Genomic DNA, 23,756 nt, shown 5'->3' with positions numbered 1-23,756 from the left:
CGCTCGCACCTCCAGCGACAAAGGCGAAGCCTTTGCGCGGGGATGACGGGACTAATAGTACGACGTTCCTACCGCGTCATGACGGCCCGGCATCCCTTGCATAGCGTTCGCGTGTATGAAGACGGCACCGCCTGCTGCCGGGGCCTGCCATGCCGTTTCGTCTCCTCGCATCACTCCTGTTCGCGCTCGCAGCAAACCTGCTGCTGCAACTGCCGGCGCGCGCCGCCTATCCCGACCACATCGTCAAGATCGTGGTGCCGTTTGCGCCGGGCGGCGGCACCGATGTCGTGGCGCGGACGCTGGCACAGGAGATGCAGAAGGATCTCGGCGTCACCGTCATCATCGAGAACAAGCCGGGGGCGGGCACCATCATCGGCACGCAGAGCGTCGCGGCGAGCCCATCCGACGGCTACACGCTGCTGATGGCGACCTTCGCCAACGCGGTCAATCCGAGCCTCTACAGCAAGCTGCCTTATGATGCGCACAAGGATTTTGCGCCCGTGGCGCTGGTGGCGCGCTCCTTCAACGTCGTTGTGGTCAATCCCGCTTCGCCGATCAAGTCGATTGCCGATCTGATCGCGGCCGCGAAGGCCGATCCGCAGAAGCTGTCCTACGGCACCTATGGCACCGGCACCTCGGCGCATCTCGCCGGCGAACTGTTCAAGCACATGGCCGGGGTCAATCTCACCACCGTTCCCTACAAGGGCGCGGCGCCCGCCATCACCGACCTCTTGGGCGGCCAGATCCAGGTGATGTTCACCACGGTGGCAAGCTGCGCCTCGCTGGTCGAGGCCGGGCAGCTGCGCGCGATCGGAGTGACGTCCGCTGAGCGCTCGGCCGCGTTCCCGCAATTGCCGACGGTGTCGGAAGCCGGCGCCTCCGGCTATGTCGCCGAATCCTGGTACGGCCTCTACGCGCCGGCGAATACGCCGCCCGACATCATCGATCGCCTCAACAGATCGGCGGCAAAGGCCGTGCAGGCGGAGGCCTTCAAGAAGCTCAGCGTCAATGAGGGCCTCGTGATGGTGGCCTCACCGCGGGCCGAGCTCGACCGCTACTTTGCCGGCGAGGAAGCGCGCTGGCGCAAGGTGATAAAGGACGCCGGCATCAAGGCCGAATAGGCGGCATGCGCCAGGTGACGATCACATCTTTTTGCGTCGCATTGCCGTAACCGTGATTCTAGACGCAACGGACCGGTTCCTGGATCGTTGCCATGATCAGCGGAACCTCCCGCCTTGAGCTGTGTCTTGCGTCAAAGAGTAGGCCATGTGGATTTTGTTGCTGCTGCCGTTCATCGGCTTGCTGTGGGTGCCGTTCTATAATTTCGTCGAGCCTTCCCTGTTCGGCTTTCCCTTCTTCTACTGGTACCAGCTCGCCTGGGTGCCGATCTCCTCGCTCTTGATCTGGCTGGTCTATCGCAGCCGCCGGCCCGATGCCGACGAGCCGCGGTGAGGGGACAGCCATGACCGATCACATCGCCTGGGTGGCGCTCTGCGTCTTCATCTTCTTCTTTGCGCTCGTCACCGTGATGGGCTTCTTCGCGGCGCGCTGGAAATCCGGCCCGGTCAGCGAGCATCTCGACGAATGGGGCCTCGGCGGCCGCCAGTTCGGCACCTGGATCACCTGGTTCCTGGTCGGCGGCGATTTCTACACCGCCTACACCGTGATCGCGGTGCCGGCGCTGGTCTACGCGGTCGGCGCCTACGGCTTCTTCGCGCTGCCCTACACCATCATTGTCTATCCCTTCGTATTCGCTGTCATGCCGGTGCTGTGGAAGAAGGCGCATGCGAACGGCTACGTCACCGCCGCCGATGTCGTCCACGGCGCCTATGGCTCGCGCGCGCTCGAGCTCGCGGTGGCGCTGACCGGCCTGGTCGCGACCATGCCCTACATCGCGTTGCAGCTGATCGGCATGGAAGTCGTGATCAAGGCGATGGGGCTGTCCGGCGAACTGCCGATCATCGCCGCCTTCGTGATCCTCGCGCTCTATACCTATAGCTCCGGCCTGCGCGCGCCGGCGCTGATCGCCTTCGTCAAGGACATCATGATCTACATCGTGGTGCTGGCCGCCGTGGTCGTGGTGCCCGCGAAGCTCGGCGGCTACGGCGCGGTGTTCTCGGCCGCCAACGACGCCTTCACGGCGAAGGGCGGCGCCACCGGCCTGACGTTGAAGCCCGGACAGTATCTGCCCTATGCGACGCTGGCGCTGGGCTCGGCGCTCGCCGCCTTCATGTATCCGCACACGCTGACCGGCATCTTCGCCTCGAAGTCGGCGGATACCATCCGCAAGAATGCGATCCTGCTGCCGGCCTATACGCTCTTGCTCGGCCTGATCGCGCTGCTCGGCTACATGGCCTATGCCGCCGGCATCAAGGTGACTTCGCCGAACGACGTGGTGCCGATGCTGTTCAAGACGCTGTTCCCGGAATGGTTCGCGGGCTTTGCGTTCTCGGCGATCGCGATCGGCGCGCTGGTGCCGGCGGCGGTGATGAGCATCGGCGCCGCCAACCTGTTCACGCGCAATGTCTGGAAGTCCTACGTCAACCCGGACATCTCGCACGCCGGTGAGGCGTCGGTGGCGAAGATCACATCGCTGGTGGTCAAGGTCGGTGCGCTCGCCTTCATCCTGTTCCTGCCGACGCAATATGCGCTGGACCTGCAACTGCTCGGCGGCCTCTGGATCGTGCAGACCCTGCCGGCGCTGGTGTTCGGGCTGTTCACCGTCTGGTTCCGTGCCGAAGGGCTGCTGCTCGGCTGGGCGGTCGGCATCGGCTGGGGCACATATACCGCGTGGAGCAACGGGCTGAAGCCGCTCGCCAGCATCTCGCTCGGCGATGCCAGCTACAGCTTCTATGTCGGCCTCGGTGCGCTGCTGCTCAACATCGTCGTGGCGGTGCTCGCGACCGTCGTAGTCGGCCTGATATCACCCGCTAAGCGCCGCGCGGCGGCCTGAGCCGTCGCCTTGGTCTGACGGCGCGGAGGCAAGTCGTGCGGTGAGCCGCGCGACCTCCGCTCTGGTCTTTTCGATCGCGGCATCCTTCACCGGCCCATAACCGCGGATCTCCATCGGCGCCTTTGCCAGCGCGACGAGATCGGGCAGCCGTGCCTTGTCGAGCTTGCCGAGCATGGTCTCGATCAGCGCCTCATACCAGGTGATCAGCTCGCGCTCGGTGCGGCGCTCCGCGGTATAGCCGAACACGTCGAACGCCGTGCCGCGCAGCCCTTTCAGGCCCGCGAGCAACCGCAGCGGCGTCTGGATCCATTGTCCGAACGCGCGCTTCCTCGGCCGTCCCCGTGCATCGCGCTGCGCCGGGAGGAACGGTGGCGCAAGGTGATATTGCACCGTGAAGTCGCCGTCGAACTCCTGACTGAGTTCGTCGAGGAAGCCCGACTGCATATGCAGCCGCGCCACCTCATATTCGTCCTTGTAGGCCATCAGCTTGAACAGCGACCGGGCCACGGCGTCGGTCAAGGTCTCGCTGCCGAGCGCCACTTCGACGCGACGCACGCGGTCGATTGTCGCCCGATAGCGCGCGGCATAGGCCTCGTCCTGATACGCCCTGAGGAAATCGGCGCGCCTCGCGATCACCTGCTCCAGCGTTTCGGGCACATCGGCCGCAGCACCGTCGGCCTTCGGCAAGAACTCCGGATCGGCGAAGGCGATCCGGCCCCAGGCCAGCGCCTGCCTGTTGCGCTCGATGGCGACGCCGTTCAATTCGATCGCGCGGATCAGCGCATCCAGCGACACCGGCACCAGGCCCTGCTGCCAGGCAAAGCCGAGCATGATGATGTTGGCAAAGACGCTGTCGCCGAGCAGCCGCTCGGCCAGCGCGTTGGCGTCGATCATGGTGAGGTTGCCCGACCCGATCACCCGCTCGATGGCGCGTAAGCGAACCGGCGAGGCGAGGTCGGCATCGCGGAAGCGCACCACGTCGCCGGTCGGCATCTCGGCGGTATTGACCGCAGCGCGCATCCCCTTGCGATAGGTGCCGGATGCTTTTGCCGACGAGCTCACCACGAGGTCGCAACCGATCAGCGCGTCGGCCGCGCCCTGGTCGATCCGCACCTGATGCAGCGCGTCGGGTGTGGCCGCCAGCCGCAGGTAGCTCAGCACCGGGCCGAACTTCTGCGCAAAACCAGTGAAGTCGAGCACCGAGACGCCGCGGCCCTCGAGATGCGCCGCCATGGCGATCAGCGCGCCCACCGTGATGACGCCGGTGCCGCCGACGCCCGTGACCAAGAGATCATAGGGCCGCTCGAGCGCCGCGAGCTCCGGCATCGGCAGCGCCGCTGCACGCGTCAGCGGATCGATCGCGCTCGCGCTCTTCGCCCGCCGCTTGCCGCCCTCGATGGTGACGAAGCTCGGGCAGAAGCCGTTGAGGCAGGAGAAATCCTTGTTGCAGGTCGAGAGGTTGATCCGGCGCTTGCGGCCGAACGGCGTCTCCCTCGGCTCGACGCTGAGGCAGTTGGATTCCACCGAGCAGTCGCCGCAACCCTCGCAGACGAGGTCGTTGATGAAGGCAAAGCGCGCGGGATCCTTGATCTGTCCGCGCTTGCGCCGCCGCCGCTTCTCGGTGGCGCAGGTCTGCTGATAGATCAGCACGGTGACGCCGGGAACAGCGCGCAGCTCGCGCTGCACGGCGTCCATCGCCTCGCGCGGATGGATGGTGACGCCCACGGGCAGGTCGGCCGGCGAGAAATGCGCGGGGTCGTCGGAGACCAGCGCGATCCGCGCGACGCCCTCGGCGCGGACGGAGTGCGCGATCGCCTGCACGCTGACCGGGCCGTCGACCGGCTGGCCGCCGGTCATCGCCACCGCGTCATTGAACAGGATCTTGTAGGTGATGTTGGCTTTCGCGGCGATCGCCTGCCGGATCGCCATCGAGCCGGAGTGATAGTAGGTGCCTTCGCCGAGATTCTGGAACACGTGGCTGTTGCCGGTGAATTTCGACGATGCCGCCCAGTTGACGCCTTCGCCGCCCATCTGGATCAGCGACGAGGTCTCGCGGTCCATCCAGCTTGCCATGAAATGGCAGCCGATGCCGGCCAGCGCCTTGGAGCCCTCGGGCACTTTCGTCGAGGTGTTATGCGGGCAGCCCGAGCAGAAATACGGCGTACGGGTCGCGCCCGGCACCGCGATCATGCGGTCCTGTTCGGGCACCAGCGCGGCAACGCGGCGAGCGAGTTGCAATTCCGGAAACATCGGGTCGAGCCGGCGCGCCAGCACGTCGGCGAGCATGCGCGGCGACAATTCGCCGGTCCAGGAGATCAGCCGCGCGCCGCTCTCGTCATGCTTGCCGACCATCCGGTCCGGCTTGGCGCCGGGATAGTCGTAGAAATACTCCTTGAACTGGCTCTCGATGATGCCGCGCTTCTCCTCGACCACGAGGATCTCGCGCTTGCCCTTCACGAACTCCATCGCATCGTGCAGCGCCAGCGGCCACACCATGCCGACCTTGTAGATGTCGATGCCGAAGCGGCGGCAGGCGGCTTCATCCAGCCCGACCAGCCGCAGCGCCTCCATCAGATCGAGATGCGCCTTGCCCGTGGTGACGATGCCGTAGCTCGCATCCTTGATGTCGTAGATGTGGCGATCGATCGGATTGGCTTTCGCGAACGCGTAGACCGCGTGCTTCTTCGCCTCCAGCCGTTCCTCGATCTGCGGGCCCGGCAGATCCGGCCAGCGATAATGCAGGCCGCCGGGCGGCGGCACGAAATCCGGTTGCACGAAACGGCGCGGCGGCGAAAGCTCGACCGAGGCGCCGGATTCCACGATCTCCGAGATCGCCTTGAAGCCGACCCACATGCCGGAGAACCGGCTCAGCGCGTAGCCATACTCGCTGAATGCGAGATATTCGCCGACATCGGCCGGATGCAGCGTCGGCATGAACCAGCTCATGAAGGCGACGTCGGACTGATGCGGCATCGAGGACGACACGCAGCCATGGTCGTCGCCGGCGACGACGAGCACGCCGCCACGCGGCGAAGAGCCATAGGCATTGCCGTGCTTCAGCGCATCGCCGGAACGGTCGACGCCGGGGCCCTTGCCGTACCACAGGGCGAACACGCCATCGACCTCGCGATCCCTTTGCGTCTCGACCTGCTGCGAGCCGAGTACGGCGGTCGCCGCGAGGTCCTCATTCACCGCGGGCAGGAATTCGATGCGGCTGTCCTTGAGCTGCTCGCCGATCTTCCACAGTTCGAGATCGACGCCGCCGAGCGGCGAGCCGCGATAGCCGGAGATGAAGCCCGCGGTGTTGAGGCCGGCCGCGCGGTCGCGCCGCGCCTGGTCGAGCACGATGCGGACGATCGCCTGCGTGCCGGTGAGGAAGACGCGGCCGCGGTCGCGGCTGTAGCGCTCGGACAGCTGATAGGCGTCGAGCAACGGCATCTGGCCCATGACTGACCTCTCCGGGATTCGCGATGTCTGATCCGACAAGGCTATGCCTGTGGGCGTGGTAGGTCTTACCTATCCATTCATTTGTCGCGGAAAAATCGGCAGGATATTGCTGAGAACGATGTAGTTCGGTAGGATCTACCAAATCGAGGGCCTCGCAATGGTCGAAGAGCAGGACGAGAAAATCCTCGCCGAACTGCAGAAGGACGGCCGCGCCACCAACCAGCAGCTTGCTGAAACCGTCGGGATGTCGACCTCGGCGTGCTGGCGCCGGGTTCGTGCGCTGGAAGAGTCCGGTGTCATCTCGGGCTATTCGGCGCTGGTCGCGCGCGAGCGCGCCGGCTTTGCGACCTCGGCGATCCTGCACGTCTCGCTGGAGCGCCACGACGTCAAGTTCGTCGACGAGTTCGTCGCCCGGGTGATGAAGCGCCGCGAGGTGCTGGAATGCTTCGCGACCACCGGCGACGCCGACTATCATCTGCGTGTCGTGGTGCGCGACATGGACGCCTACAACAAATTCCTCGACGAGTTCATGTTCCGCATTCCCGGTATCCGCCACGTCCGCACCAACGTGATCCTGAAGGAGATCAAGACCGGCGTGGCGTTGCCGTTTTGAGGTGACGACGATGATGGGGCCGCGCGCTCAATTTTGTCCCGTCACCCTGAGGAGGCCGCGTAGCGGCCGTCTCGAAGGGCGAACGGCCTCCAGCCCGGCCGTGCATCCTTCGAGGCTCGCTCCGCTCGCACCTCAGGATGACGGTCGAACCAGTCGGTAGGATGGGTAGAGCGAAGCGAAACCCATCATCTCAAGGCTTGCACCGGTGCGATGGGTTTCGCTTCGCTCTACCCATCCTCATATGGGGATTTGTGAGTCAAGTCTCTTCGCGAGGTCTGGGTTGGTGTTTGACGGCAAGAGGGCGGCGCGCGGAGCCGAGCGTAGCGCAGCGCGACGACCGGGCAACGAACAGGGATTGGCTTCCGAAGATTGCTGCAGTTCACTGCATCACCTCATATCCGGTCGGATTGTTTGATCCGTACCCACTTTCCGCATGCTTGCGGCGAGGAAGCCTGGCGAGGATGAGACCCATCTACGAAACGGCGGTTGAAGCCCTAGGATGGCACGGTCATCATCCATCCCGCACGGAGCGCGGCGAAGCCGCGGCGCGTGGTGGGGTGGTCGGTTTTACGCCTTGATCACGGCCTGGTCGGGGACGAGGCCGGTGGTGAGATAGCGCCACAATGCCACGATCAGCTTGCGCGCCAGCGCGACGATGGCGATGCGTTTGGCGCGCTTGCCGGCGTCGGCGGTGCGGGTGCGGAACCAGCGGCTGAGCGTGCTGTCGCCTTGATGACGAAGCCACAGCCAGGCCAGTTCGATCGCCTTGTGGCGGGCGCGCCGATTGCCGGCCTTGCTGATGCCTTGCTCGCGATCGGTGCCGCCGCTCTTCCAGGGACTGGGCGTCAATCCGCAATAGCTGGCGACCTCGCGGCGGTTGCGGAAGTCCTTGTAGAACAGCTCGTTCACCAGCGTTGCCGTGAAGGCCGGGCCGAGCGCCTTGAGCCGCTGCAATTGATCTCGTCGCTCGACCATCGGCGTCGGAACCGCCGGAGAAGTGTCCGCAGCCTGGGTCTGCTCCAGCGCCGCGAGTTGCTCACACACCAGCATCAGCCGGGCGTGCTCGCGCTTGATCTCGGCCAGAAGATGCGGCGGCAGCGCCTCGCCCTGCCAGTCGCGCTGCCGCTCGAGCCAGGTAAGCCAGTCGCGCCGCCGCGGATTGCCGACCGCCATCCCCCGAAGACGCAGCAACGCCTTGATCCGGTTGCTGTGGGCGGTCTGCTCGGTGACCAGGCGGTCGCGTTCGCGGCTGGCGCGCCGGGCATCCTCCGCTTCCACGCGCGGCACCCGCACGATCCGGACCACCCGCGGCTCACCCCGCAAATAGGCCATCAGCGTGCGCAGCAATAGCTCGCCGTCGATCCGGTCCGTCTTTGCTCGCCGTGCCCGCTGCTCCACCGCAATGCTCGCGGGGTCGAACACGAAGTTCAAAATCCCGGCCGCCTCCAGCAGCCGGTGCAGCCAAAAGCCGTCATAGCCGGCTTCATAGCAGCTCACCACACGCGGCACCGATCCGAGCTTCTCCGCCACCCGGGCGCGGGTCCGTTCGATCAACGCCAGCAGTTCGGCGTGATCGCCTCCTTGCAGCTTGTGGCGCGACATCCGATCCCGGTCCGGGCTGTGCAGCGTCACAAGCCACGTCTTCTGACTGAGTTCGATCGCAACAAAAATTGTGCCACAATGGCTGGCGGTGGGCGTCCCTGCGGTCGATGCTTGCATCTGACTTCTCCGATGGTTCGAGTGTGGAAACCCAAATCTATCGGAAAGGCCACGCTCACCGCCCCATGGAATCTACGAAGATACGGGTCATGCTGCCTGTTCTGTCGACTTGGTCTTCAACAGAATCATGAACACCATGACATGGCTGACCAGCAGCAGCGGCACATAGAGCGCCGGAATATAGATGCCGGCGCCGAACAGGCCGGGATCGCCGATCTTCACGCCGTTGTAATAGGCGTTGAGAAGGTCCAGCGTGCCCCAGATGTTGAAGACCCAGACGATCGGAATCGCGATCGCCCACCGCCAGGACAGCGCCGCCATCGCAAGCAGCGCGAGAACGGCGGCGACAAGATCGCCCCATCCGACCTCGCTTGCGAAATCCGTGCTCAACTGCGGCGACACGAACCCGGCCACCATGAAGTTCATGCCCAGGAACCTGAACGCATGGAACGCTGCGAGCAGTCGGAGCGCGTTATCACGTGGCATCGCGCGGACCGCCGGCCAGACGTAGGTGACGGCGACGACAGCACTTGTCAGAAACGCGCCGGCGACGCTGAGGACGAATGGAAGATTGAAGCCCGGGGGCATCGGCGGATTCCCTTGTTGTCGATCGGTTCGGCTGGCTTGCGTTCAGGACCTTGACGCTCAGGGCTTGGCGACGAGCAGGCGGAGCGGCAGCAGCGGGCCGACCCCGATGTACTCGTGATCCATCAGATCGAGCTTGGACAGCGGCAGGCCTTCCATGATCGCGTGCGCCTCGGATGCATCCTTGGCGTCGAGCAGCAAGACCACGCCGCGCCCGTCGGAGCGCGAATACCATTCGCGAATCTTGCCGTTGAGATAGAGCTGCACGGTCTGCCGGATTTCGTCCGGCATCACGGCCATCACCTGATCGCGGGTGACGCCGGCTTTCGCGGTGAGGATGACCATCACACCGGTGGTGACGGTGGCTTGGGCTTGTGCTTGAGCTTGGGCAAAGGAGGGAGCGGTCATGGAAGTGGTGCCTGTCAAAGTGAGGGTGAGAGCCAGGATTGTGTGACGGATTGCTTGCATCGGTCGCATGTCTCCGTTCACGACGGATGTCGTGATGTCGCGTGAGCAGCGCAGGTCGCGTTGCCGCTGCTTGTGGCTCCGATGTAGGGCGGCTTTCCGCGAGCGACTATTCGCGATAATGTTCACAGGCCATGAAGCAGAACTTCACAGTCCGGCAGGGCGCGCTCGACGGTGTCGAGGCGTTCCTGGCCGTCGCCCAGCACCGCAGTTTTCGCCGCGCGGCGGCCGAGCTCGGCGTCACGCCATCGGCGATCAGCCAGGCGGTGCGCGCCCTTGAGGCGCGCCTCGGCGCCGTGTTGTTCATCCGCACCACCCGCAGCGTCGGGCTGACCGATGCCGGCGAACGGTTTCTGGCGCGCGCAAGACCGGCATTCGAGGAGCTGGTCGCGGCGAGTGGGGCGGCGCGCGAGCTCGGGCAGAAGCCCGCCGGGCTGTTGCGTCTCACCGTACCGCGCTCGGTGGTGCCGATCCTGCTGGAGCCGCTGATCGCGTCGTTCTGCAAGGCCTATCCCGAGATCGAGGTCGAGCTCGCCGCCAGCGAGGAATTGGTCGACCTCGCCGCCGGCGGCTTCGATGCCGGCATCCGGATGGGCCAGTTCATCAACCCGGACATGGTCGCGGTGCGCCTGACCAAGCCGTTCCCGTTCGCCATCGTCGGTAGCCCGGACTATCTCGCGCGCCGCGGCCGGCCGAAACGCCCGGACGATTTGCGCGAACACGCGTGCCTGCGGCTGCGGCGATCGAACGGCGGGCTCGCGCCATGGTCGCTGACCGACAACGGCCGTTCGATCGAGCTTGCCGTGTCGGGATCCTTCATCGGCCATGATTTCCCGACGCTGGTCGGCGCCGCCATCGAAGGCGTGGGCCTCGCGCAAGTCCCCGCACCGCTGATATCAGGCGCCGTGAAGGAGAAGAAGCTCGTCCGCGTGCTGGAGCCGTTCGCGCCGACCACGCCGGGCGTGTTCCTCTACTATCCCGGCCACCGCCAGATCATGCCGAAGCTGCGCGCCTTCATCGATCACGTGAAGAGCAGGCCGCGGGCTGAGCGGTGAGAAGAGCCCGGATTTGCATTGCTCGTTCAGGTCATCGCGGAACGACGGGAGGGTCTAGGCGCGCTTCTGAGGATGCCAGTCAGGCACCGTCTTGACCATGTGCCAGACCAGCAGGTCGAGGGCGCGGGTCATGCCTTCCCGCGATCTGGTGTTGGTGAACGCCGACCAGCAGAAGTCGCCGCTGGTTCGCACCGAGATCGTCGTCGTTCCGTCCAGCAGGCCGCTGTGCCACCAATTGTTGTTCGCGGTGACGAACAGGCCCTTGGCGTAGCGGGGGTTGATGGCGCTGGGGGTGCTCATGACGCGGAGGCTGTCGTCGGTCAGCAGCTGCTCGGTGTCCTTGAAGCCGTCGATATGGACGAACAGCGTCGTCAAATCGCCCGGCGTCGCAATCCAGCCGCCGTGCGAATCCATCCGGGCGACGTTCATCCGGTACGGATCGCCGGTCTGGCTGTAGTATTTCACTTCGTTGCTTGCGCGCTCGCTCAGCGTATTGCCGGCAATCTGCATGTCGGTGATGCCGCATCGCTTCAGGACGGCGTCCTTGATGTATTGCTCGTAGCTCTGGCCGCTCAGCTTTTCGATCACGCGGCCGAGGATGCAATAGCCGAAGTTCGAATAGGCATAGGCTTCGCCTGGCGGACTGGTGAGCGGCATATGCTCCAGCGTCCAGCTGATCAGTTCGCGATGCTTCAGGTTCTGGTTCATGAACATCGGATCGCGAAACTGGTTTCCCCAGGTTCCGGTGGTGTGGGTCAAGAGATGCTCGATCGTGATCTGCTCGACATGGGAGCGAGACGAGCCGACTGGCATCAAGCTTGGCAGCGTGGGTGTCGTCGGATAGTCCTTGCCGAGAATGGAGCTTGCGCCGAACACATAGTCGCCGAGCCGCAATTTGCCGGCCTCGATCAGGGTGAAGATCCCGGTCGAGGTCACAGGCTTCGATATGCTCGCGATCCGGAAGCGGTGTTGCGGGGTCAATGCTTCGCCGGTCTCCCGATCCGCAACGCCGAACGCCTCGACATAAGCGGGCTTTCCCTTGATTGCGATCGCGATCGAAAGACCCGGTACATCGTAGTCCTTCATGAAGTCGGCGGCCAGGTCAGCCATCTGCTTGCGTTGCTCCGACGTCGGAAGCTCCGCGGGCTGCTCGGCAAGGGCGGTCGACGGCCCGCAAACGATCCCTGCGGCCGATAGCAGGGAGCCCTGAAGCAACGTTCGGCGTGAAAGTGGCATGGCTGACTTGTCTGATGAGTGCGCGCGGACCTTATTGCGCTTCGCCCTGTGTTGTCACGATGCGAACGGCTGTGTGATCACGTCACGATGGCCCGTCGGGCAAATGATGTCGCGAGAATGCGGATGTGTGATCCACAAGCGGCGCCACAAACTCGCCGTCGTCCCGGCGAAAGCCGGGACGACAAATGGAGAGAGAAGCGACCCGGTCCATCACCGTCATGCTGAGGTGCGAGCGCAGCGAGCCTCGAAGCACGACGGCCCGGCTCTCGACGCAAGGATGGAGCGGCGGCCGTGCATCCTTCGAGGCTCGCTTCGCGAGCACCTCAGGATGACGGCTCTAAAGTGGTGCAAGCCGCCTCACACCTTCTCCCTCACGAACCTGTTCCGCAGCGTGCCGATGCCGGTGATGTCGATCTCGACCACGTCGCCGTCCTTCAGGTCCGGCGAGGCGCCGTCGGTGCCCATCCAGATCACGTCGCCGGGCGACAGCGTGAAATATTTGGTCAGTTCGACGAGGAACGGGACGATGCCGAAGATCATCTCGTTGGTGTGGAAGCGGCCGGTTTCCTTGCCGTTGACGCGGATCGCGGTCTCCATGCGGTCGAGGTCGACATCGGTCTCGATCCACGGACCCATCGGCTTGAAGGTATCGGCGTTCTTGGCACGCCACAGTCCGCGATCGGCCTTCTGCCAGCTGCGTTCGGAGACGTCGTTGCCGATGGTGTAGCCGAACACGCAGTCCATCGCGTTGGCCTCGGTCAGGTGCTTGGCGGTCTTGCCGATCACGACGACGAGCTCGCCCTCGTAATGGATCTTCTCGGTCGCGCTCGCGGGGATCACGACGTTCTCGTCATGGGCGATCAGCGCGTTCTGCGCGCGGTAGCCGATCTCGGGACGATCGGGAACGTTCGGCACCGTGCCGGCCTTGTCGGCGGCTTCTTTGAGGTGTTTCAAATAATTCAGCCCGACGCAGTAGAAGGTGCGCGGGATCAGCGGCAGCTCGATCTTGACGTCCTTCAACGCATGCGTCTTCGACGTCTTGCTCCATTCACCGAAGGGATCGCCATTGACGGTGGTGACGGCGTCGCCCTCGACGAGGCCCCAAGACGTAGTGCCTGCGGCAGTAAATTTCAGCCAGCGCATGATGATGTCCCTCTATTCCGCGGCCTGCGCGCGGGTCTTCCAGGCGCCCGCGGCCGGGCGCTTCAGCTCGAGATTCTCGCGCAGCGTCGTGCCGGCGTAATCCTTGTGGAACAGCCGGCGCTTCTGCAGTTCGGGCACCACGTGGTTGACGAAGTCGGCATAGGAGCCCGGCACGTAGCTCGCCGCGACGACGAAGCCGTCGCAGCCGCGATTGACAAACATCTCCTCCAGCCGGTCGGCGATCTCCTTCGGGCCGCCGACCATCGCGTCCTGCACCTGGCCGCGGCCGGAGAAGGTGATGAAGTCGCGGGTCGAGGGATTGCTCTTGCCGGAGGTGCGCAGCACGCCGTCGCGAATGCCGAGCATGCCTTGCATGCCCTGCAACTCCTCGGTGGTCAGCGGCTCGTCGATCGGTTTGGCGCCGAAATCGAAGTTGAGGCCTTCGGCGAGCAGCGACAACGCGTCGATCTCGAGCGGCAGCTTCTGGATCACCGCCATCCGGTCCTCGGCCTCGGCCTTGGTCGCGCCGGTGACCGGGGTGATCAGATTGCAGAGGAACATCTGGTCGGGATCGCGCCCGGCCTTGGCGGCTTCGCCCCGGATCGCGTCATAGCCCTGCCTGGCATTGGCGAGGTTGCGCGCCGCGGTGAAGATCACCTCACCCCAACGCCCGGCAAAGCGCTGGCCGCGGCCGGAGGCGCCGGCCTGGATCACGACGGGATGGCCCTGCGGCGAGCGCGGCACCGTGAACGGGCCGCGCGAGGTGAAGAACGCGCCCTTGTGGTCGAGCCGCTTCACCTTGGTCGGATCGGCGAAGCGGCCGCTCTTCTTGTCGATCAGCAGCGAACCATCTTCCCAGGCGTCCCAGTGGCCGAGCACCACCTCCATGAACTCGTCGGCGCGGTCATAGCGATGGTCGTGCTCGAGATGCTGCTCGCGGCCCATGTTGAGCGCTTCGCCGTCATTGACCGACGTCACCACGTTCCAGGCGGCGCGGCCACCCGTCATCAGGTCGAGCGTGGCGAAACGGCGGGCGACGTCGAACGGCTCGAAATAGGTGGTGGAGGCGGTCGAGGCGAGGCCGAGCTTGGTGGTGACCATGCCCATCGTGGTCAGCACCACGATCGGGTCCATCTTCACGCAGCGGATGCCGTATTCGACGGTGTGGGCGTGATCGTTGCCGTAGCGATCGGGCATTGCGAGGCGATCGTCGAAGAACGCCATGTGGAACTTGCCGCGCTCCAGGATGCGCGCGATCTCCTGATAGTAGTCCGCCGACATCGAATCGTCGCGCGATTCCGGGTGACGCCAGGAGCTCGGCAGGTTGGTGCAGTTCTGCGCCTGCAAAAAGCCAACCAGCGCCATTTGCCGTGTCATGTCGTTCTCCTGTGTCCGCAACTATCAGCGAAGGTCGAGCTCATCGGTGAGCTTGTAATCGGCGGCGAGCGCCTTGAGCTTGTCCCAGGTCGCATCCTCGATCTCGATGCCGTCCTTGCGCCGCTGCTGCTCGCGCAGATATTCGATCTCGCCGGGATAGAACACGCCGCGGCTCCCTTCCGAGGGCGGCGTCGATTTCAAATAGCGGGCGAAGTCGGCGACTTCCTTCCTGAAGTCCTTGAGCGGACGGAATGCGGCGACGTTGAACACCGCCATGAAGCAGCCGTCGTTGTGTCGGCCGGTCGGCTCGACGCCGAAGCCGAGCCCGGTCAGGAGGCCGCACAGCACCTCGACCATCGCGGCAAGGCCCGAGCCCTTGTAGCCTTCGCTGCCGCCGAGCGGCAGCAGCGCGCCGCCCCTGCGGTAGTCCTTTGGGTCAGTGGTGTCGCGCCCCTCGGCATCGATGATCCAGCCCTTCGGGATGCTCTCGCCGCGCGCCACCGCGAGCTGGATCTTGCCGGCGGCGACTGCCGAGGTCGCCATATCGAGATAGAATGGCGCCTCGAGGTCGGAGGGCACCGCGATCGAGAGCGGGTTGGTGCCGAGCCGGGCCTCGCGGCCGCCGAACGGCGCCACGTGTTTCGGCGAGCGGCCGGAATCGGCGGCCGCAATCCCGATCATGCCTTCGCGCATCGCCATCATCGGGTAATGCGCGAGCCGTCCGACGTGGCTTTGGCGGAACACCGTGCAGGCCGCGACATTGGCGGTCTTCGCCTTGTTGATGGTCATCTCCATCGCCTTGGCGTTGACGTGGAAGCCGAAGCCCCAATGACCGTCGATCACAGTCGTGGTCGGTGTCTCCTGCACGATGGTCCATTTCGCGCCGGGCACGATGTGGCCGGCCTTGATGCGGTCGATATAGGTCGGGATTGCGATCACGCCGTGGGAGTCGTGGCCGGCGAGGTTGGCGTTGACGCAGCCGGAGGCGACTGCGCTGGCTTCCTCCTCCGATGCGCCGGCACCCTTGAGGAGTGCCGCGCCGATGCGCGTGAGACGGTCGGCCTGGACGATCGGCATGGGATTTTCCTCGCGGTCTGCCCGCGTGATGCGCGGGTCGTGCTTGCTGTTGTCGACGTCATGCTCTCAAAGCGCCGAGGGGCGAGCAAGGGCAGAAAATCCGGGCGGCCATACCGCCAGCAGGGTGCTCGCCGCCGCGATTTCACCGAGTGGAACAGGCGCGGTCGCGATGCGGAATTTGGCTGCTCCGGCGGCGCGAGCAGGACGTCCATCCGCGCCTCGCCGCCCTCCGCCTCAGGCTGGCACACCGGTGTCCGTAATATCCCGGAAAACCGCTGCCGGCATTCGTCAGCCGTTTACTTTGTCGTGCAACTTGCCGGATACGCTAACCACCACTTAGGCCTCTCGCGGGCAATGTTCCCCGCCAGATTGGAGGGGTTGGCCCCGGGGCCTTCAGGAATCGTGCAGTCGAGCATCGGGCGTACCTTCGCGGCGTTGAGTGCCACCAACGAAGCGATCCTGTACGCGAAATCACCAGAAGAATTGTACGGCAAGGTCTGCGAAGCCGCGTTCTCGAGCGGGAGCTTCCTGGCCGCGACCGTGTTTTTGCTGGAGCCGGATACCGGTCTCTTGAGGTTCGCGGCTGGCTACGGCGACGATGTCGCGCGACTATGCAGCATCACCATTTCCGCGATCGCCAACACCCCGGAGGGCGAAGGCGTGGCCGGCCGCGCGTTCCGCGACCAGAAGGCCTGCGTCCGCAACGACTATGTCAACGACGCTGTTTCGGCGGCTTGGCGCAGCGGCGCGGCAGCGGCCGGCGTCGGGGCGGCCGCCGCGGTGCCGCTGGTTTGCAACCGGCGCAGCGTCGGCGTCTTCATGGTGACGCGGCGCGAGATCAATTCGCTCAGCGACGAGGCCGTTTCGCTGCTCGAGCGCATGGCCGCGAACGTGTCCTTCGCGCTCGATAATTTCGACCACGAGGCCTCGCGCAAGAGCGGCGAGCGGGCGATGCGCCGGCTCAACCGCATGTTCGGTGCCATTAGCGCAACCAACGAGGCGATCCTTCGCGCCAAGACCGAGCACGATCTCTATCAGCGGGTCTGCGATGCCGCGGTGTTCAGCGGAAAGTCCTTCGCCACGGTGGTGCTGCTGGCCGAACCCGACACGCACTGGTTCGAGCCTGTCGCCGGCACCGGCGAGGCGCTCGACCTGATCACGCAGACGCGCTTCTCGACCGATCCGGACAGCGTCTACGGCAAGGGGATTTGCGGCGAGGCGTTCCGGACCCAGCGGCCCTGCGTCGAGCACGATATCCCGATATCGATGAGCCCGTCGCATATGCCGATCGGCGGCAGCGGCCTGATGGCCTGCGTCGCGCTGCCGCTCATCCGGTTCGGCAAGAGCGTCGGCGTCCTGATCTTCTTCACTAGCAATTCCTGGGCGCGTGACGAGGAGATCATCGCGCTGCTCGCGGGGATCGCCGAGAATGTCTCGGTCGCGCTCGACAATTTCGGCCGTGCCACCGAAAAGGCCAGGGCCGACGCCGAGCGCGAGCGGCTGTCGCGGATGTTCGCGGCGCTAAGCGCGACCAACGAGGCGATCATGCGCGCGAGATCGCGGCTCGAGATGTTCGAGCTGGTCTGCGCGGCGGCGGCGCATGGCGGCGGGTTCAACTCCACCAGCATCCTGATCGCGAAGCCCGGCGACGATTTCCTGGAGATGATGGCGGTCGCGGGGCCTACCGCGGCAAATGCGCGCCGCCTCAACGTCTCCCGCAGCGAGGCTCGCCCCGAAGGGCGCGGCGTCTGCGGCCGGGCGTTCCGCTCGCGGCGCGCCTGCATCAACAACGATTTTCTGGGCGACGTCGCCAGCAATCCGTTCCGCGACGTCATCGACCGCGAGGATGCGCGATCGGGCGCGGCGTTCCCGCTGATCGTCGACGACGAGCCGGTCGGCGTGATGCTGTTCATCTCCGCCAAGCGCAACACCTTCTCGGCTGAATTCGCCGAGCTGCTGCAGCGGCTCGCCGACAACGTCTCCTATGCGCTCGGCAGCTTCGACCGTGCCGACGAGAAGGCGCGGACCGAGGAGCAGAAGGAGCGGCTGCGGCGGATGTTCGCGGCGCTGAGCGCGACCAACGAGGCGATCATGCGGGCGAAATCCCGCAGCGAACTGTTCGATCTGGTCTGCGATGCCGCGGCGGTCGGCGGCCAGTTCGTCTCGGCCACGATCAGGCTGGTGCGCCCGGGCGAGGTCTTTCTGGACAATGTGGCCGCCTCGGGCCCAAACCGGGTGCGGGCCCGAGAGGTTCAGCTGTCGGCCGACGCGGCGCGTCCGGAGGGACAGACGCTGACCGGCGTTGCGATCCGCACGCGCAGGCCCTGCATCAGCAACGACTATCTCAGCGATTTCGGCCCCGAATCGCACGTCTATCCGGCCGTGCGCGACAGCGGCAGCAAATCGGGCGCAGCCCTGCCGCTGCTCAAGAACGGCGAGGCGATCGGCGCGCTGGTGTTTCTCTCCAGCGAGTTCGGCACCTTCAGCCCGGAGATGATGGCGCTGTTGCAGCGGCTTGCCGAGAACGTGTCGTTTGCGCTGGCCAATTTCGATCGCGCCGACGAGAAGGCGCGGGACGACGAGCAGAAGGAGCGGCTGTCGCGGATGTTCGCGGCGCTGAGCGCGACCAATGAGGCGATCATGCGGGCGAAGTCCCGCGCCGAATTGTATCGACTGGTCTGCGCGGCGGCGGCGACCGGCGGCAAGTTCACCTCGACCACGATCGCGCTGGCGCAGACCGGAAGCGACTATCTGCGGATCGTCGCGATTGCGGGGCCGGCGGCGGAGGGCGCGCGCCAGGTGACGCTCTCGACCAGCGAGGCGCACCCCGAGGGGCGCGGCGCCTGCGGCCGGGCGTTCCGCTCCGGCAAGGCGTGCATCATCAACGACTATTTTGCCGATCCCGAGACCGCCGCTTTCCATGAGCGCGCGCGGCTCGATGGAACGCAGTCCAGCGCCTCGTTTCCGCTTGTTGTCAGCGGGCAGGTGGTCGGGGTCATGATCTTCGTCGCGATCGACAAGGACACGTTCACGCCGGAGTTCGCCGAATTGCTGCAGCGCCTTGCCGACAATCTGGCGTTCGCGCTCGAGAGCTTCGATCGCGCCGATGAGAAACACAAGGCCGACGAGCGCATCGAATATCTTGCCTCGCACGACAGCCTGACCAATCTGCCGAACCGCGAGACGTTCAACGAGATGCTGCATCACGCGATCTCGGCGGCGGATCGCCATCGCCGGCAGCTCGCGGTGCTGTTCATCGATCTCGACCGCTTCAAGGTGATCAACGACTCGCTCGGCCACGACGCCGGCGACATGCTGCTGGTGGCGATCGCCGAGCGGCTGCGTGGATCGTTGCGCGCGAGCGACGTGGTGGCGCGGCTCGGCGGCGACGAGTTCGTGGTCATCCTCGAGGAAACCGCCGAACGGGACGACGTCGAGCGCATCGCCGGCGATCTTTTGGTTTCGCTCAGCCAGCCGCTGCAGCTCAGCGGGCATGAGTGCCACACCACGGCCTCGATCGGCATCGCGATGTATCCGGCCGATGGCTCGGACGTGCAGACGCTGACCAAGAATGCCGACATGGCGATGTATCTCGCCAAGGAAGACGGCAAGAATGGCTTCCGCTTCTTCTCCAACGAGATCAGGGCGCAGTCGATCGAGCGCTTGACGATGGAGAGCGCATTGCGCCGCGCACTCGAGCGCAAGCAATTCTCGCTCGACTATCAGCCCAAGGTGGACATGGCGAGCGGGCAGATCAGCGGCGTCGAGGCGCTGCTGCGCTGGACCCATCCCGAGCTTGGCAAGGTATCGCCGGGGCAGTTCATCCCGCTTGCCGAGGAGACCGGCCTGATCGTGCCGATCGGCCGCTGGGTGTTGAAGGAAGCCTGCGGGCAGAACATGGCGTGGCAGCGCTGCGGCCTCAGGGCCGTGACGATGGCGGTCAACCTTTCACCGCGGCAGTTCGGCGATCCGAACTTGCTCGACGACATCGACGCGGCGCTGGAGGAGAGCGGCATGTCGCCGGCGTTGCTCCAGCTCGAGGTCACCGAGAGCATGGTGATGCGCAACGTGACGCGCGCGGTGCGCGTGCTCGACGCGATCCAGAATCGCGGCATTCGGCTGGCGATCGACGATTTCGGCACCGGCTATTCGTCGATGTCGCTGATGAAGCAGTTCCCGATCGACACCATCAAGATCGACCGCTCTTTCGTGCGCGACCTGCCCAATGATTCCGAGGACGTCGCGATCGCGCAGGCGATCATCTCGATGGGCAAGGCGCTTGGCATGACCATCGTCGCCGAGGGCGTCGAGACCTCCGAGCAGCAGGAATTCCTGCGCGCTCATGCCTGCGACGAGATGCAGGGCTTCCTGTTCAGCCGGCCGCTGCCGCCGCGCGATCTCGCCGAATTGTTGAAGCCGTCGCAGGCAGAGGCGTCGCCGCCGTTGCAGCCGTCGCTGGATGGCGAGGCGACCAGCGAGGCCGAGCCGGATCTAGGGCGGAAACGCGCTGTCGTCTGACGGCTGCACGGGCAGGTCGCGAACGTCGGAATCGGTGGATGCGACCTTGCGCGAGAAATCATAGGGCCACGGCAGGATGTCCTGGCCGGCCAAAGTCTGGCGCAACACAACGGCAGCCTCCGCAAAGCTCGCGCCGTCGGCAAGGCGCAACTGGCGGCTCCAGGCGGATGGCAGCGGTTCGGCGGCATCGCGCATCTCGAATGCCGGCCCCCACCACCAGGCCGGCGCGGGCGGCCGTTCCGGTTCCGGAATGACGCGCCAGCGCGCGAACTCGTCGACGATGCGGGCAAATTGCAGCTTGGCGGCGGGATGCATCGAAGGCCCTTCCTTGGGCCGGGATGATAGCATCGCTCCCACCTCGCGCAACGCGGCTATTGGCGGCCGTGCTGCCAATGCGCCGTCACGTCGGAGCCCGATTTGTTGAGGTGGACGTGCTGGTCGACATGGTCGACCCAGGACAGCGGAATGAAGTGATGGTGCTGACCGTCAGGCGAGCTTTGCTTGGTCAGCTTGATCTGGTCGGTGCCTTCCATGTGGTCGACCTTGCCGACCGTTTTCTTGTCCGACGAGATCACATCCATATGTTCCCGAATGTCGGCAGCGTTTGCCATGCGTCATATCCTCGTCATGCTGATGAGGATGAAACGCCGCCTGGATGCAAAGGTTGCTAGCCGGTTCCGGCTACTTCTGCTCGACCTCGGTCGCGGTGGCCGGGCCTTCGCCCATGATCAGCAGCACGGCGTCCTCGTCCTTGGCGCCGTCCCAGTGCACCTGCTTGCCGAAATGGGTGACGAAGCTGCCGGCCGGCATCGCCACGGTGCCGTGATCGGGATCGAATTTCGGACCCGAGCCCACCCACCAGGTACCCTTGAGGACCACGATGTAGCGGTCGTTGGGATGGAAGTGTGGACGGCTGAAGTGACTGCCCTTGGTCCATTTGGTGTAGACCATGTAGAAGCCGGGCTTCGAGGGATCGCCGACCACGACCGCATTCTGCGCGCCGCGCGCGTCGACCGGGCTCCAGGGAATCTGATCCGGCAGCTTGTAGGTGACGGCGGCCGGATTGAGCTCGGCCGCGGAGCTGACGCTCAGCGTCGCGGCGAGGGCCAACGGCATCATCAGATATCGCCAGGACCCGTTCGATGCCGTCATCGGTATGCTCCCAGATCGGATTTCTCGAGCGACTGCCGCGCTCGTATACCGCGCGATGCTAGTCGTCCTTGCTTCAGCCCGGCAAGACGCGGCCGTGCATGTCTGACCTCAGGATTGCGACAACGATCCGTGACACAACGCAGTTGCAATATGAAAAAGCATTTACGCCGCCGCAGACGATGATAGGTTGCGCGCCAACCAAAAGACGGGAGGATAACCTTGAAGAAGCATCTGTCGATACTGGCGGCGGGACTTGTGATCGGTGCGGCCGCGCTGCAATTTTCCACCGCCGCCTCGGGGGACGACGGCTGGGTCACGCTGCTCGACAGCTCCAAGAAGGGTGACTGGGACGAGGTCGGCAAGGCCAATTGGGCGATGAAGGACGGCGCGCTGGTCGCCGACAAGCTCGACGGCAAGGATCTCTCCTATCTCGTCAGCAAGACCCAATACAAGGATTTCCAGATCAGGGCGGAGTTCTGGACCGACGAGGATGCCAACAGCGGCATCTTCATCCGCTGCGAAGGCAACAAGGTGATCGACTCCAAGGTCTGCTACGAGGTCAACATCTTCGACAAGCGGCCGGACCCGACCTACGGCACCGGCGCGATTGTCGACGTCGGCAAGGTCGATCCGATGCCGAAGGCGGCCGGCAAATGGAACGTCTACGAGATCACGGCGCAGGGGCCGCATTTCGTCGTGACGCTGAACGGCCAGAAGACCGTCGACGCCCAGGATTCCAAGCACGCCAACGGCTATATCGCGCTCCAGTATGGTTCGGGCGTGGTCAAGTTCCGCAAGGTGCAGATCAAGCCGCTCTGACGGCGCAGGTTGAGCGGGGCCTCGGTCGCACTGCGACGAGGCCCCTCCTCATTGAGGAGCACTGTCGGTCGCAGAGACCTTCCGATCGTCACTCTGCGTGCGCAGATGGTGGCCGATCACGAGTCCGGTCAGGCACAGCAACAGCCCAAGTGCCGGCGGCGCAAACAGCGCCTCTTCCTGGAAGATGCCGTTCACCAGAACGACCATCGTGCCGAAAGCGGCGAGCCCCTGGATGAGGATTCCCGACGAGGCGTAGAGCCGCCAGGCCTTCAGCGCCATCGCCAGGAAGTAGCCAAGCGGCACCAGTGAGCCGATCCCCATCTGGTACAGCAACACGCCGACGGCGCTCTCCACCGCGCCGTCCATCGTGCCGGCCGCCTGCGCGGCGTTCCAATCGATCGAGAAATAACCTTCGGAGAGGTTGCCGCCGACGCCAAGTCCGCGGCCGATCGGATTCTGCCGAAAGCCGTCCCAGCCGCCCATGAAGCCGATTACGTGGAAGTCGCCGATCTGGAGTCCGATATAGATCGCCGCGATGGCGTACAGCACGAGCCCGACCAGTGCGACGGCAAGGGTGACGGTTGCGCCGAGCAGCCAGGTTGCTGTCCAGCCCAGGGCGACGAAGATGACCAGGATGAGCGCGCCTTTTACGCTGCAGCAGATCAGCAGCGGGATCGCGGCCAAGGCCAGCCAGCGATATCCGACCGCGAACAGGAACAGGATGGAGAAGGCGATCCCGTAACCGAAGCTGATCGGGCTCATATTCGGTCCGAAGATACGCAGCAACGACGAGAGGCCGAGGTCTTCGAACAACGGGCTGTTGAGAAAGCTGAAACGGAAGCGATCGATCAGATCCACCGGCACCCTGCCGGTTGCGCGCATCTCGGCTTCCCAGGATCCGGAGCGGGTCGCCTTCAGCTCGTCGAAATGCCAGAACGTGTAGCCGTTGGTGATGGAGAGCCAGAAATCGCGGAACAGCAGTTCGACATATCCGCAGACGATCAGCAGCGCGGCAACCGTCACCAGGAACGGCGTGATGCGGATCTCGAAGGTTGCGGCCGTCAGCAGCGATAGCTGAAACAGAAACAGCGGCAGCGCAATGTTGCGCAGATAGACGAGGGCCGCGTGCGAGTCCTGCGTGGCGCCGAGCAGGAAATACGCCGTTACGGTTGCGAGGGTGATCAACCCCCATTTCATGATCCGGTCGATCTCGGCGGAATGTTTCCGCTCGTGCAGCGCGTAGAGCGCCAGCGTGACCAGCCACATCACCGCGATGACCAGGAAATTGTAGCCCTTGACGAAATCCATCTCCTGCTCGGTCGTCATGTAGGACGACAGGATCGAGACGAAGAGGTTCTGGAAGAAGATGATGAAGATGGCGATCGACGGCGCGTAGGCCGGCACCGCGAGCACGATGGCGCAGCCGATCAGGCTTTCGACGACGATCGCGAGCCCGGCGTTGGCCGCCTGCATGATCGGTGCGAATGCGATCGATGCCACGGCGATGCCGAGTGCAGGAATCAGATCGCCGGCCAACAGCGGCCGCGGGGCTATCTCTGCTTGCACGGGCTCTGACCTAATGTGACCGGACGTGTGG

Annotated in this window: 19 protein-coding genes; 7 read left to right on the top strand and 12 right to left on the bottom strand. The window is 64.9% G+C overall.

Annotated features, from left to right (window positions below):
* Positions 1 to 149: 149 nt before the first annotated feature.
* The 3 genes from ACVIYL_RS02800 (at position 150) to mctP (ending at position 2,953) form a co-directional block, all read left to right on the top strand.
* Positions 150 to 1,121: a tripartite tricarboxylate transporter substrate binding protein gene (locus ACVIYL_RS02800; RefSeq protein ID WP_456777672.1), complete on the top strand. Its 972-nt coding sequence runs from the start codon at positions 150 to 152 to the stop codon at positions 1,119 to 1,121.
* 145 nt (positions 1,122 to 1,266) lie between these two features.
* A complete protein-coding gene (locus ACVIYL_RS02795) occupies positions 1,267 to 1,452 on the top strand; it encodes a DUF3311 domain-containing protein (protein WP_038384255.1) in 186 nt (61 codons plus the stop codon).
* 10 nt (positions 1,453 to 1,462) lie between these two features.
* Positions 1,463 to 2,953, top strand: a complete 1,491-nt coding sequence (gene mctP / locus ACVIYL_RS02790; protein ID WP_225162209.1) for a monocarboxylate uptake permease MctP — start codon at positions 1,463 to 1,465, stop codon at positions 2,951 to 2,953.
* Here mctP and ACVIYL_RS02785 read toward each other — a convergent pair.
* On the bottom strand, positions 2,924 to 6,400 hold the full coding sequence (locus ACVIYL_RS02785) for an indolepyruvate ferredoxin oxidoreductase family protein (RefSeq protein WP_456777671.1): 3,477 nt from the start codon (positions 6,398 to 6,400) through the stop codon (positions 2,924 to 2,926). The genes mctP and ACVIYL_RS02785 overlap by 30 nt on opposite strands.
* 157 nt (positions 6,401 to 6,557) lie before the next feature.
* On the opposite strand from ACVIYL_RS02785, the gene ACVIYL_RS02780 reads away from it, so the two are divergent.
* A complete protein-coding gene (locus tag ACVIYL_RS02780; protein ID WP_057015467.1) occupies positions 6,558 to 7,013 on the top strand; it encodes an Lrp/AsnC family transcriptional regulator in 456 nt (151 codons plus the stop codon).
* Positions 7,014 to 7,580: 567 nt separating this feature from the next.
* Here ACVIYL_RS02780 and ACVIYL_RS02775 read toward each other — a convergent pair.
* The 3 genes from ACVIYL_RS02775 to ACVIYL_RS02765 all read right to left on the bottom strand — a co-directional run bounded on the left by ACVIYL_RS02775 (position 7,581) and on the right by ACVIYL_RS02765 (position 9,806).
* Positions 7,581 to 8,732 (bottom strand): IS110 family RNA-guided transposase, encoded by a 1,152-nt coding sequence (locus ACVIYL_RS02775; RefSeq protein ID WP_456777621.1) that lies wholly within the window; start codon positions 8,730 to 8,732, stop codon positions 7,581 to 7,583.
* An 87-nt stretch (positions 8,733 to 8,819) separates the two neighbouring features.
* Positions 8,820 to 9,320 carry a hypothetical protein gene (locus ACVIYL_RS02770; protein ID WP_456777670.1) on the bottom strand — a complete coding sequence of 167 codons (501 nt, stop codon included), beginning with the start codon at positions 9,318 to 9,320 and terminating at the stop codon, positions 8,820 to 8,822.
* 57 nt (positions 9,321 to 9,377) lie between these two features.
* Positions 9,378 to 9,806, bottom strand: a complete 429-nt coding sequence (locus ACVIYL_RS02765; RefSeq protein WP_456777669.1) for a hypothetical protein — start codon at positions 9,804 to 9,806, stop codon at positions 9,378 to 9,380.
* A 110-nt stretch (positions 9,807 to 9,916) separates the two neighbouring features.
* Between ACVIYL_RS02765 and ACVIYL_RS02760 the strand changes: the two genes are divergently transcribed.
* The gene (locus ACVIYL_RS02760; protein ID WP_456777668.1) at positions 9,917 to 10,837 is read left to right on the top strand and encodes a LysR family transcriptional regulator; all 921 of its coding nucleotides are present in this window, start codon (positions 9,917 to 9,919) and stop codon (positions 10,835 to 10,837) included.
* 54 nt (positions 10,838 to 10,891) lie between these two features.
* Here ACVIYL_RS02760 and ACVIYL_RS02755 read toward each other — a convergent pair whose 3' ends face one another.
* From ACVIYL_RS02755 to ACVIYL_RS02740, 4 genes are all read right to left on the bottom strand, one after another.
* Entirely contained in the window at positions 10,892 to 11,947 is a 1,056-nt protein-coding gene (locus ACVIYL_RS02755; RefSeq protein WP_456777667.1) for a serine hydrolase domain-containing protein, read from the bottom strand.
* A 483-nt stretch (positions 11,948 to 12,430) separates the two neighbouring features.
* Positions 12,431 to 13,216 (bottom strand): fumarylacetoacetate hydrolase family protein, encoded by a 786-nt coding sequence (locus ACVIYL_RS02750; RefSeq protein WP_057015462.1) that lies wholly within the window; start codon positions 13,214 to 13,216, stop codon positions 12,431 to 12,433.
* Positions 13,217 to 13,228: 12 nt separating this feature from the next.
* The gene (locus ACVIYL_RS02745) at positions 13,229 to 14,593 is read right to left on the bottom strand and encodes an LLM class flavin-dependent oxidoreductase (RefSeq protein WP_456777666.1); all 1,365 of its coding nucleotides are present in this window, start codon (positions 14,591 to 14,593) and stop codon (positions 13,229 to 13,231) included.
* A 24-nt stretch (positions 14,594 to 14,617) separates the two neighbouring features.
* On the bottom strand, positions 14,618 to 15,670 hold the full coding sequence (locus tag ACVIYL_RS02740; protein ID WP_456777665.1) for an Ldh family oxidoreductase: 1,053 nt from the start codon (positions 15,668 to 15,670) through the stop codon (positions 14,618 to 14,620).
* 402 nt (positions 15,671 to 16,072) lie between these two features.
* Here ACVIYL_RS02740 and ACVIYL_RS02735 point away from each other — a divergent pair, with 402 nt between their 5' ends.
* A complete protein-coding gene (locus tag ACVIYL_RS02735; protein WP_456777664.1) occupies positions 16,073 to 20,188 on the top strand; it encodes a bifunctional diguanylate cyclase/phosphodiesterase in 4,116 nt (1,371 codons plus the stop codon).
* Here the strand turns inward: ACVIYL_RS02735 and ACVIYL_RS02730 are convergent.
* The 3 genes from ACVIYL_RS02730 to ACVIYL_RS02720 all read right to left on the bottom strand — a co-directional run bounded on the left by ACVIYL_RS02730 (position 20,162) and on the right by ACVIYL_RS02720 (position 21,340).
* A complete protein-coding gene (locus ACVIYL_RS02730) occupies positions 20,162 to 20,503 on the bottom strand; it encodes a hypothetical protein (RefSeq protein ID WP_168856512.1) in 342 nt (113 codons plus the stop codon). The genes ACVIYL_RS02735 and ACVIYL_RS02730 overlap by 27 nt on opposite strands.
* A gap of 56 nt (positions 20,504 to 20,559) precedes the next feature.
* Positions 20,560 to 20,799 (bottom strand): DUF2171 domain-containing protein, encoded by a 240-nt coding sequence (locus ACVIYL_RS02725; protein ID WP_057015458.1) that lies wholly within the window; start codon positions 20,797 to 20,799, stop codon positions 20,560 to 20,562.
* 70 nt (positions 20,800 to 20,869) lie between these two features.
* Positions 20,870 to 21,340 (bottom strand): cupin domain-containing protein, encoded by a 471-nt coding sequence (locus ACVIYL_RS02720; RefSeq protein ID WP_229160372.1) that lies wholly within the window; start codon positions 21,338 to 21,340, stop codon positions 20,870 to 20,872.
* A gap of 219 nt (positions 21,341 to 21,559) precedes the next feature.
* Between ACVIYL_RS02720 and ACVIYL_RS02715 the strand changes: the two genes are divergently transcribed.
* A complete protein-coding gene (locus ACVIYL_RS02715; RefSeq protein WP_057015457.1) occupies positions 21,560 to 22,159 on the top strand; it encodes a 3-keto-disaccharide hydrolase in 600 nt (199 codons plus the stop codon).
* A 48-nt stretch (positions 22,160 to 22,207) separates the two neighbouring features.
* On the opposite strand, the gene ACVIYL_RS02710 is transcribed toward ACVIYL_RS02715, so the two are convergent.
* Positions 22,208 to 23,725: a hypothetical protein gene (locus ACVIYL_RS02710; RefSeq protein WP_456777663.1), complete on the bottom strand. Its 1,518-nt coding sequence runs from the start codon at positions 23,723 to 23,725 to the stop codon at positions 22,208 to 22,210.
* Positions 23,726 to 23,756 lie beyond the last annotated feature (31 nt).

This window comes from Bradyrhizobium sp. USDA 3315, assembly GCF_054056795.1.
Note: the sequence above shows the minus strand (reverse complement) of the source record. Positions and strands in the feature narration are given on the sequence as shown.

What these genes read in the sequence shown, in the direction of transcription:
- ACVIYL_RS02800 (WP_456777672.1), top strand. Translation starts at nt 150, where the DNA reads ATGCCGTTTCGTCTCCTCGCATCACTCCTGTTCGCGCTCGCAGCAAAC.
- ACVIYL_RS02795 (WP_038384255.1), top strand. Translation starts at nt 1,267, where the DNA reads ATGTGGATTTTGTTGCTGCTGCCGTTCATCGGCTTGCTGTGGGTGCCG.
- mctP (WP_225162209.1), top strand. Translation starts at nt 1,463, where the DNA reads ATGACCGATCACATCGCCTGGGTGGCGCTCTGCGTCTTCATCTTCTTC.
- ACVIYL_RS02785 (WP_456777671.1), bottom strand. Translation starts at nt 6,400, where the DNA reads ATGGGCCAGATGCCGTTGCTCGACGCCTATCAGCTGTCCGAGCGCTAC.
- ACVIYL_RS02780 (WP_057015467.1), top strand. Translation starts at nt 6,558, where the DNA reads ATGGTCGAAGAGCAGGACGAGAAAATCCTCGCCGAACTGCAGAAGGAC.
- ACVIYL_RS02775 (WP_456777621.1), bottom strand. Translation starts at nt 8,732, where the DNA reads ATGCAAGCATCGACCGCAGGGACGCCCACCGCCAGCCATTGTGGCACA.
- ACVIYL_RS02770 (WP_456777670.1), bottom strand. Translation starts at nt 9,320, where the DNA reads ATGCCCCCGGGCTTCAATCTTCCATTCGTCCTCAGCGTCGCCGGCGCG.
- ACVIYL_RS02760 (WP_456777668.1), top strand. Translation starts at nt 9,917, where the DNA reads ATGAAGCAGAACTTCACAGTCCGGCAGGGCGCGCTCGACGGTGTCGAG.
- ACVIYL_RS02755 (WP_456777667.1), bottom strand. Translation starts at nt 11,947, where the DNA reads ATGGCTGACCTGGCCGCCGACTTCATGAAGGACTACGATGTACCGGGT.
- ACVIYL_RS02750 (WP_057015462.1), bottom strand. Translation starts at nt 13,216, where the DNA reads ATGCGCTGGCTGAAATTTACTGCCGCAGGCACTACGTCTTGGGGCCTC.
- ACVIYL_RS02745 (WP_456777666.1), bottom strand. Translation starts at nt 14,593, where the DNA reads ATGACACGGCAAATGGCGCTGGTTGGCTTTTTGCAGGCGCAGAACTGC.
- ACVIYL_RS02740 (WP_456777665.1), bottom strand. Translation starts at nt 15,670, where the DNA reads ATGCCGATCGTCCAGGCCGACCGTCTCACGCGCATCGGCGCGGCACTC.
- ACVIYL_RS02730 (WP_168856512.1), bottom strand. Translation starts at nt 20,503, where the DNA reads ATGCATCCCGCCGCCAAGCTGCAATTTGCCCGCATCGTCGACGAGTTC.
- ACVIYL_RS02725 (WP_057015458.1), bottom strand. Translation starts at nt 20,799, where the DNA reads ATGGCAAACGCTGCCGACATTCGGGAACATATGGATGTGATCTCGTCG.
- ACVIYL_RS02720 (WP_229160372.1), bottom strand. Translation starts at nt 21,340, where the DNA reads ATGACGGCATCGAACGGGTCCTGGCGATATCTGATGATGCCGTTGGCC.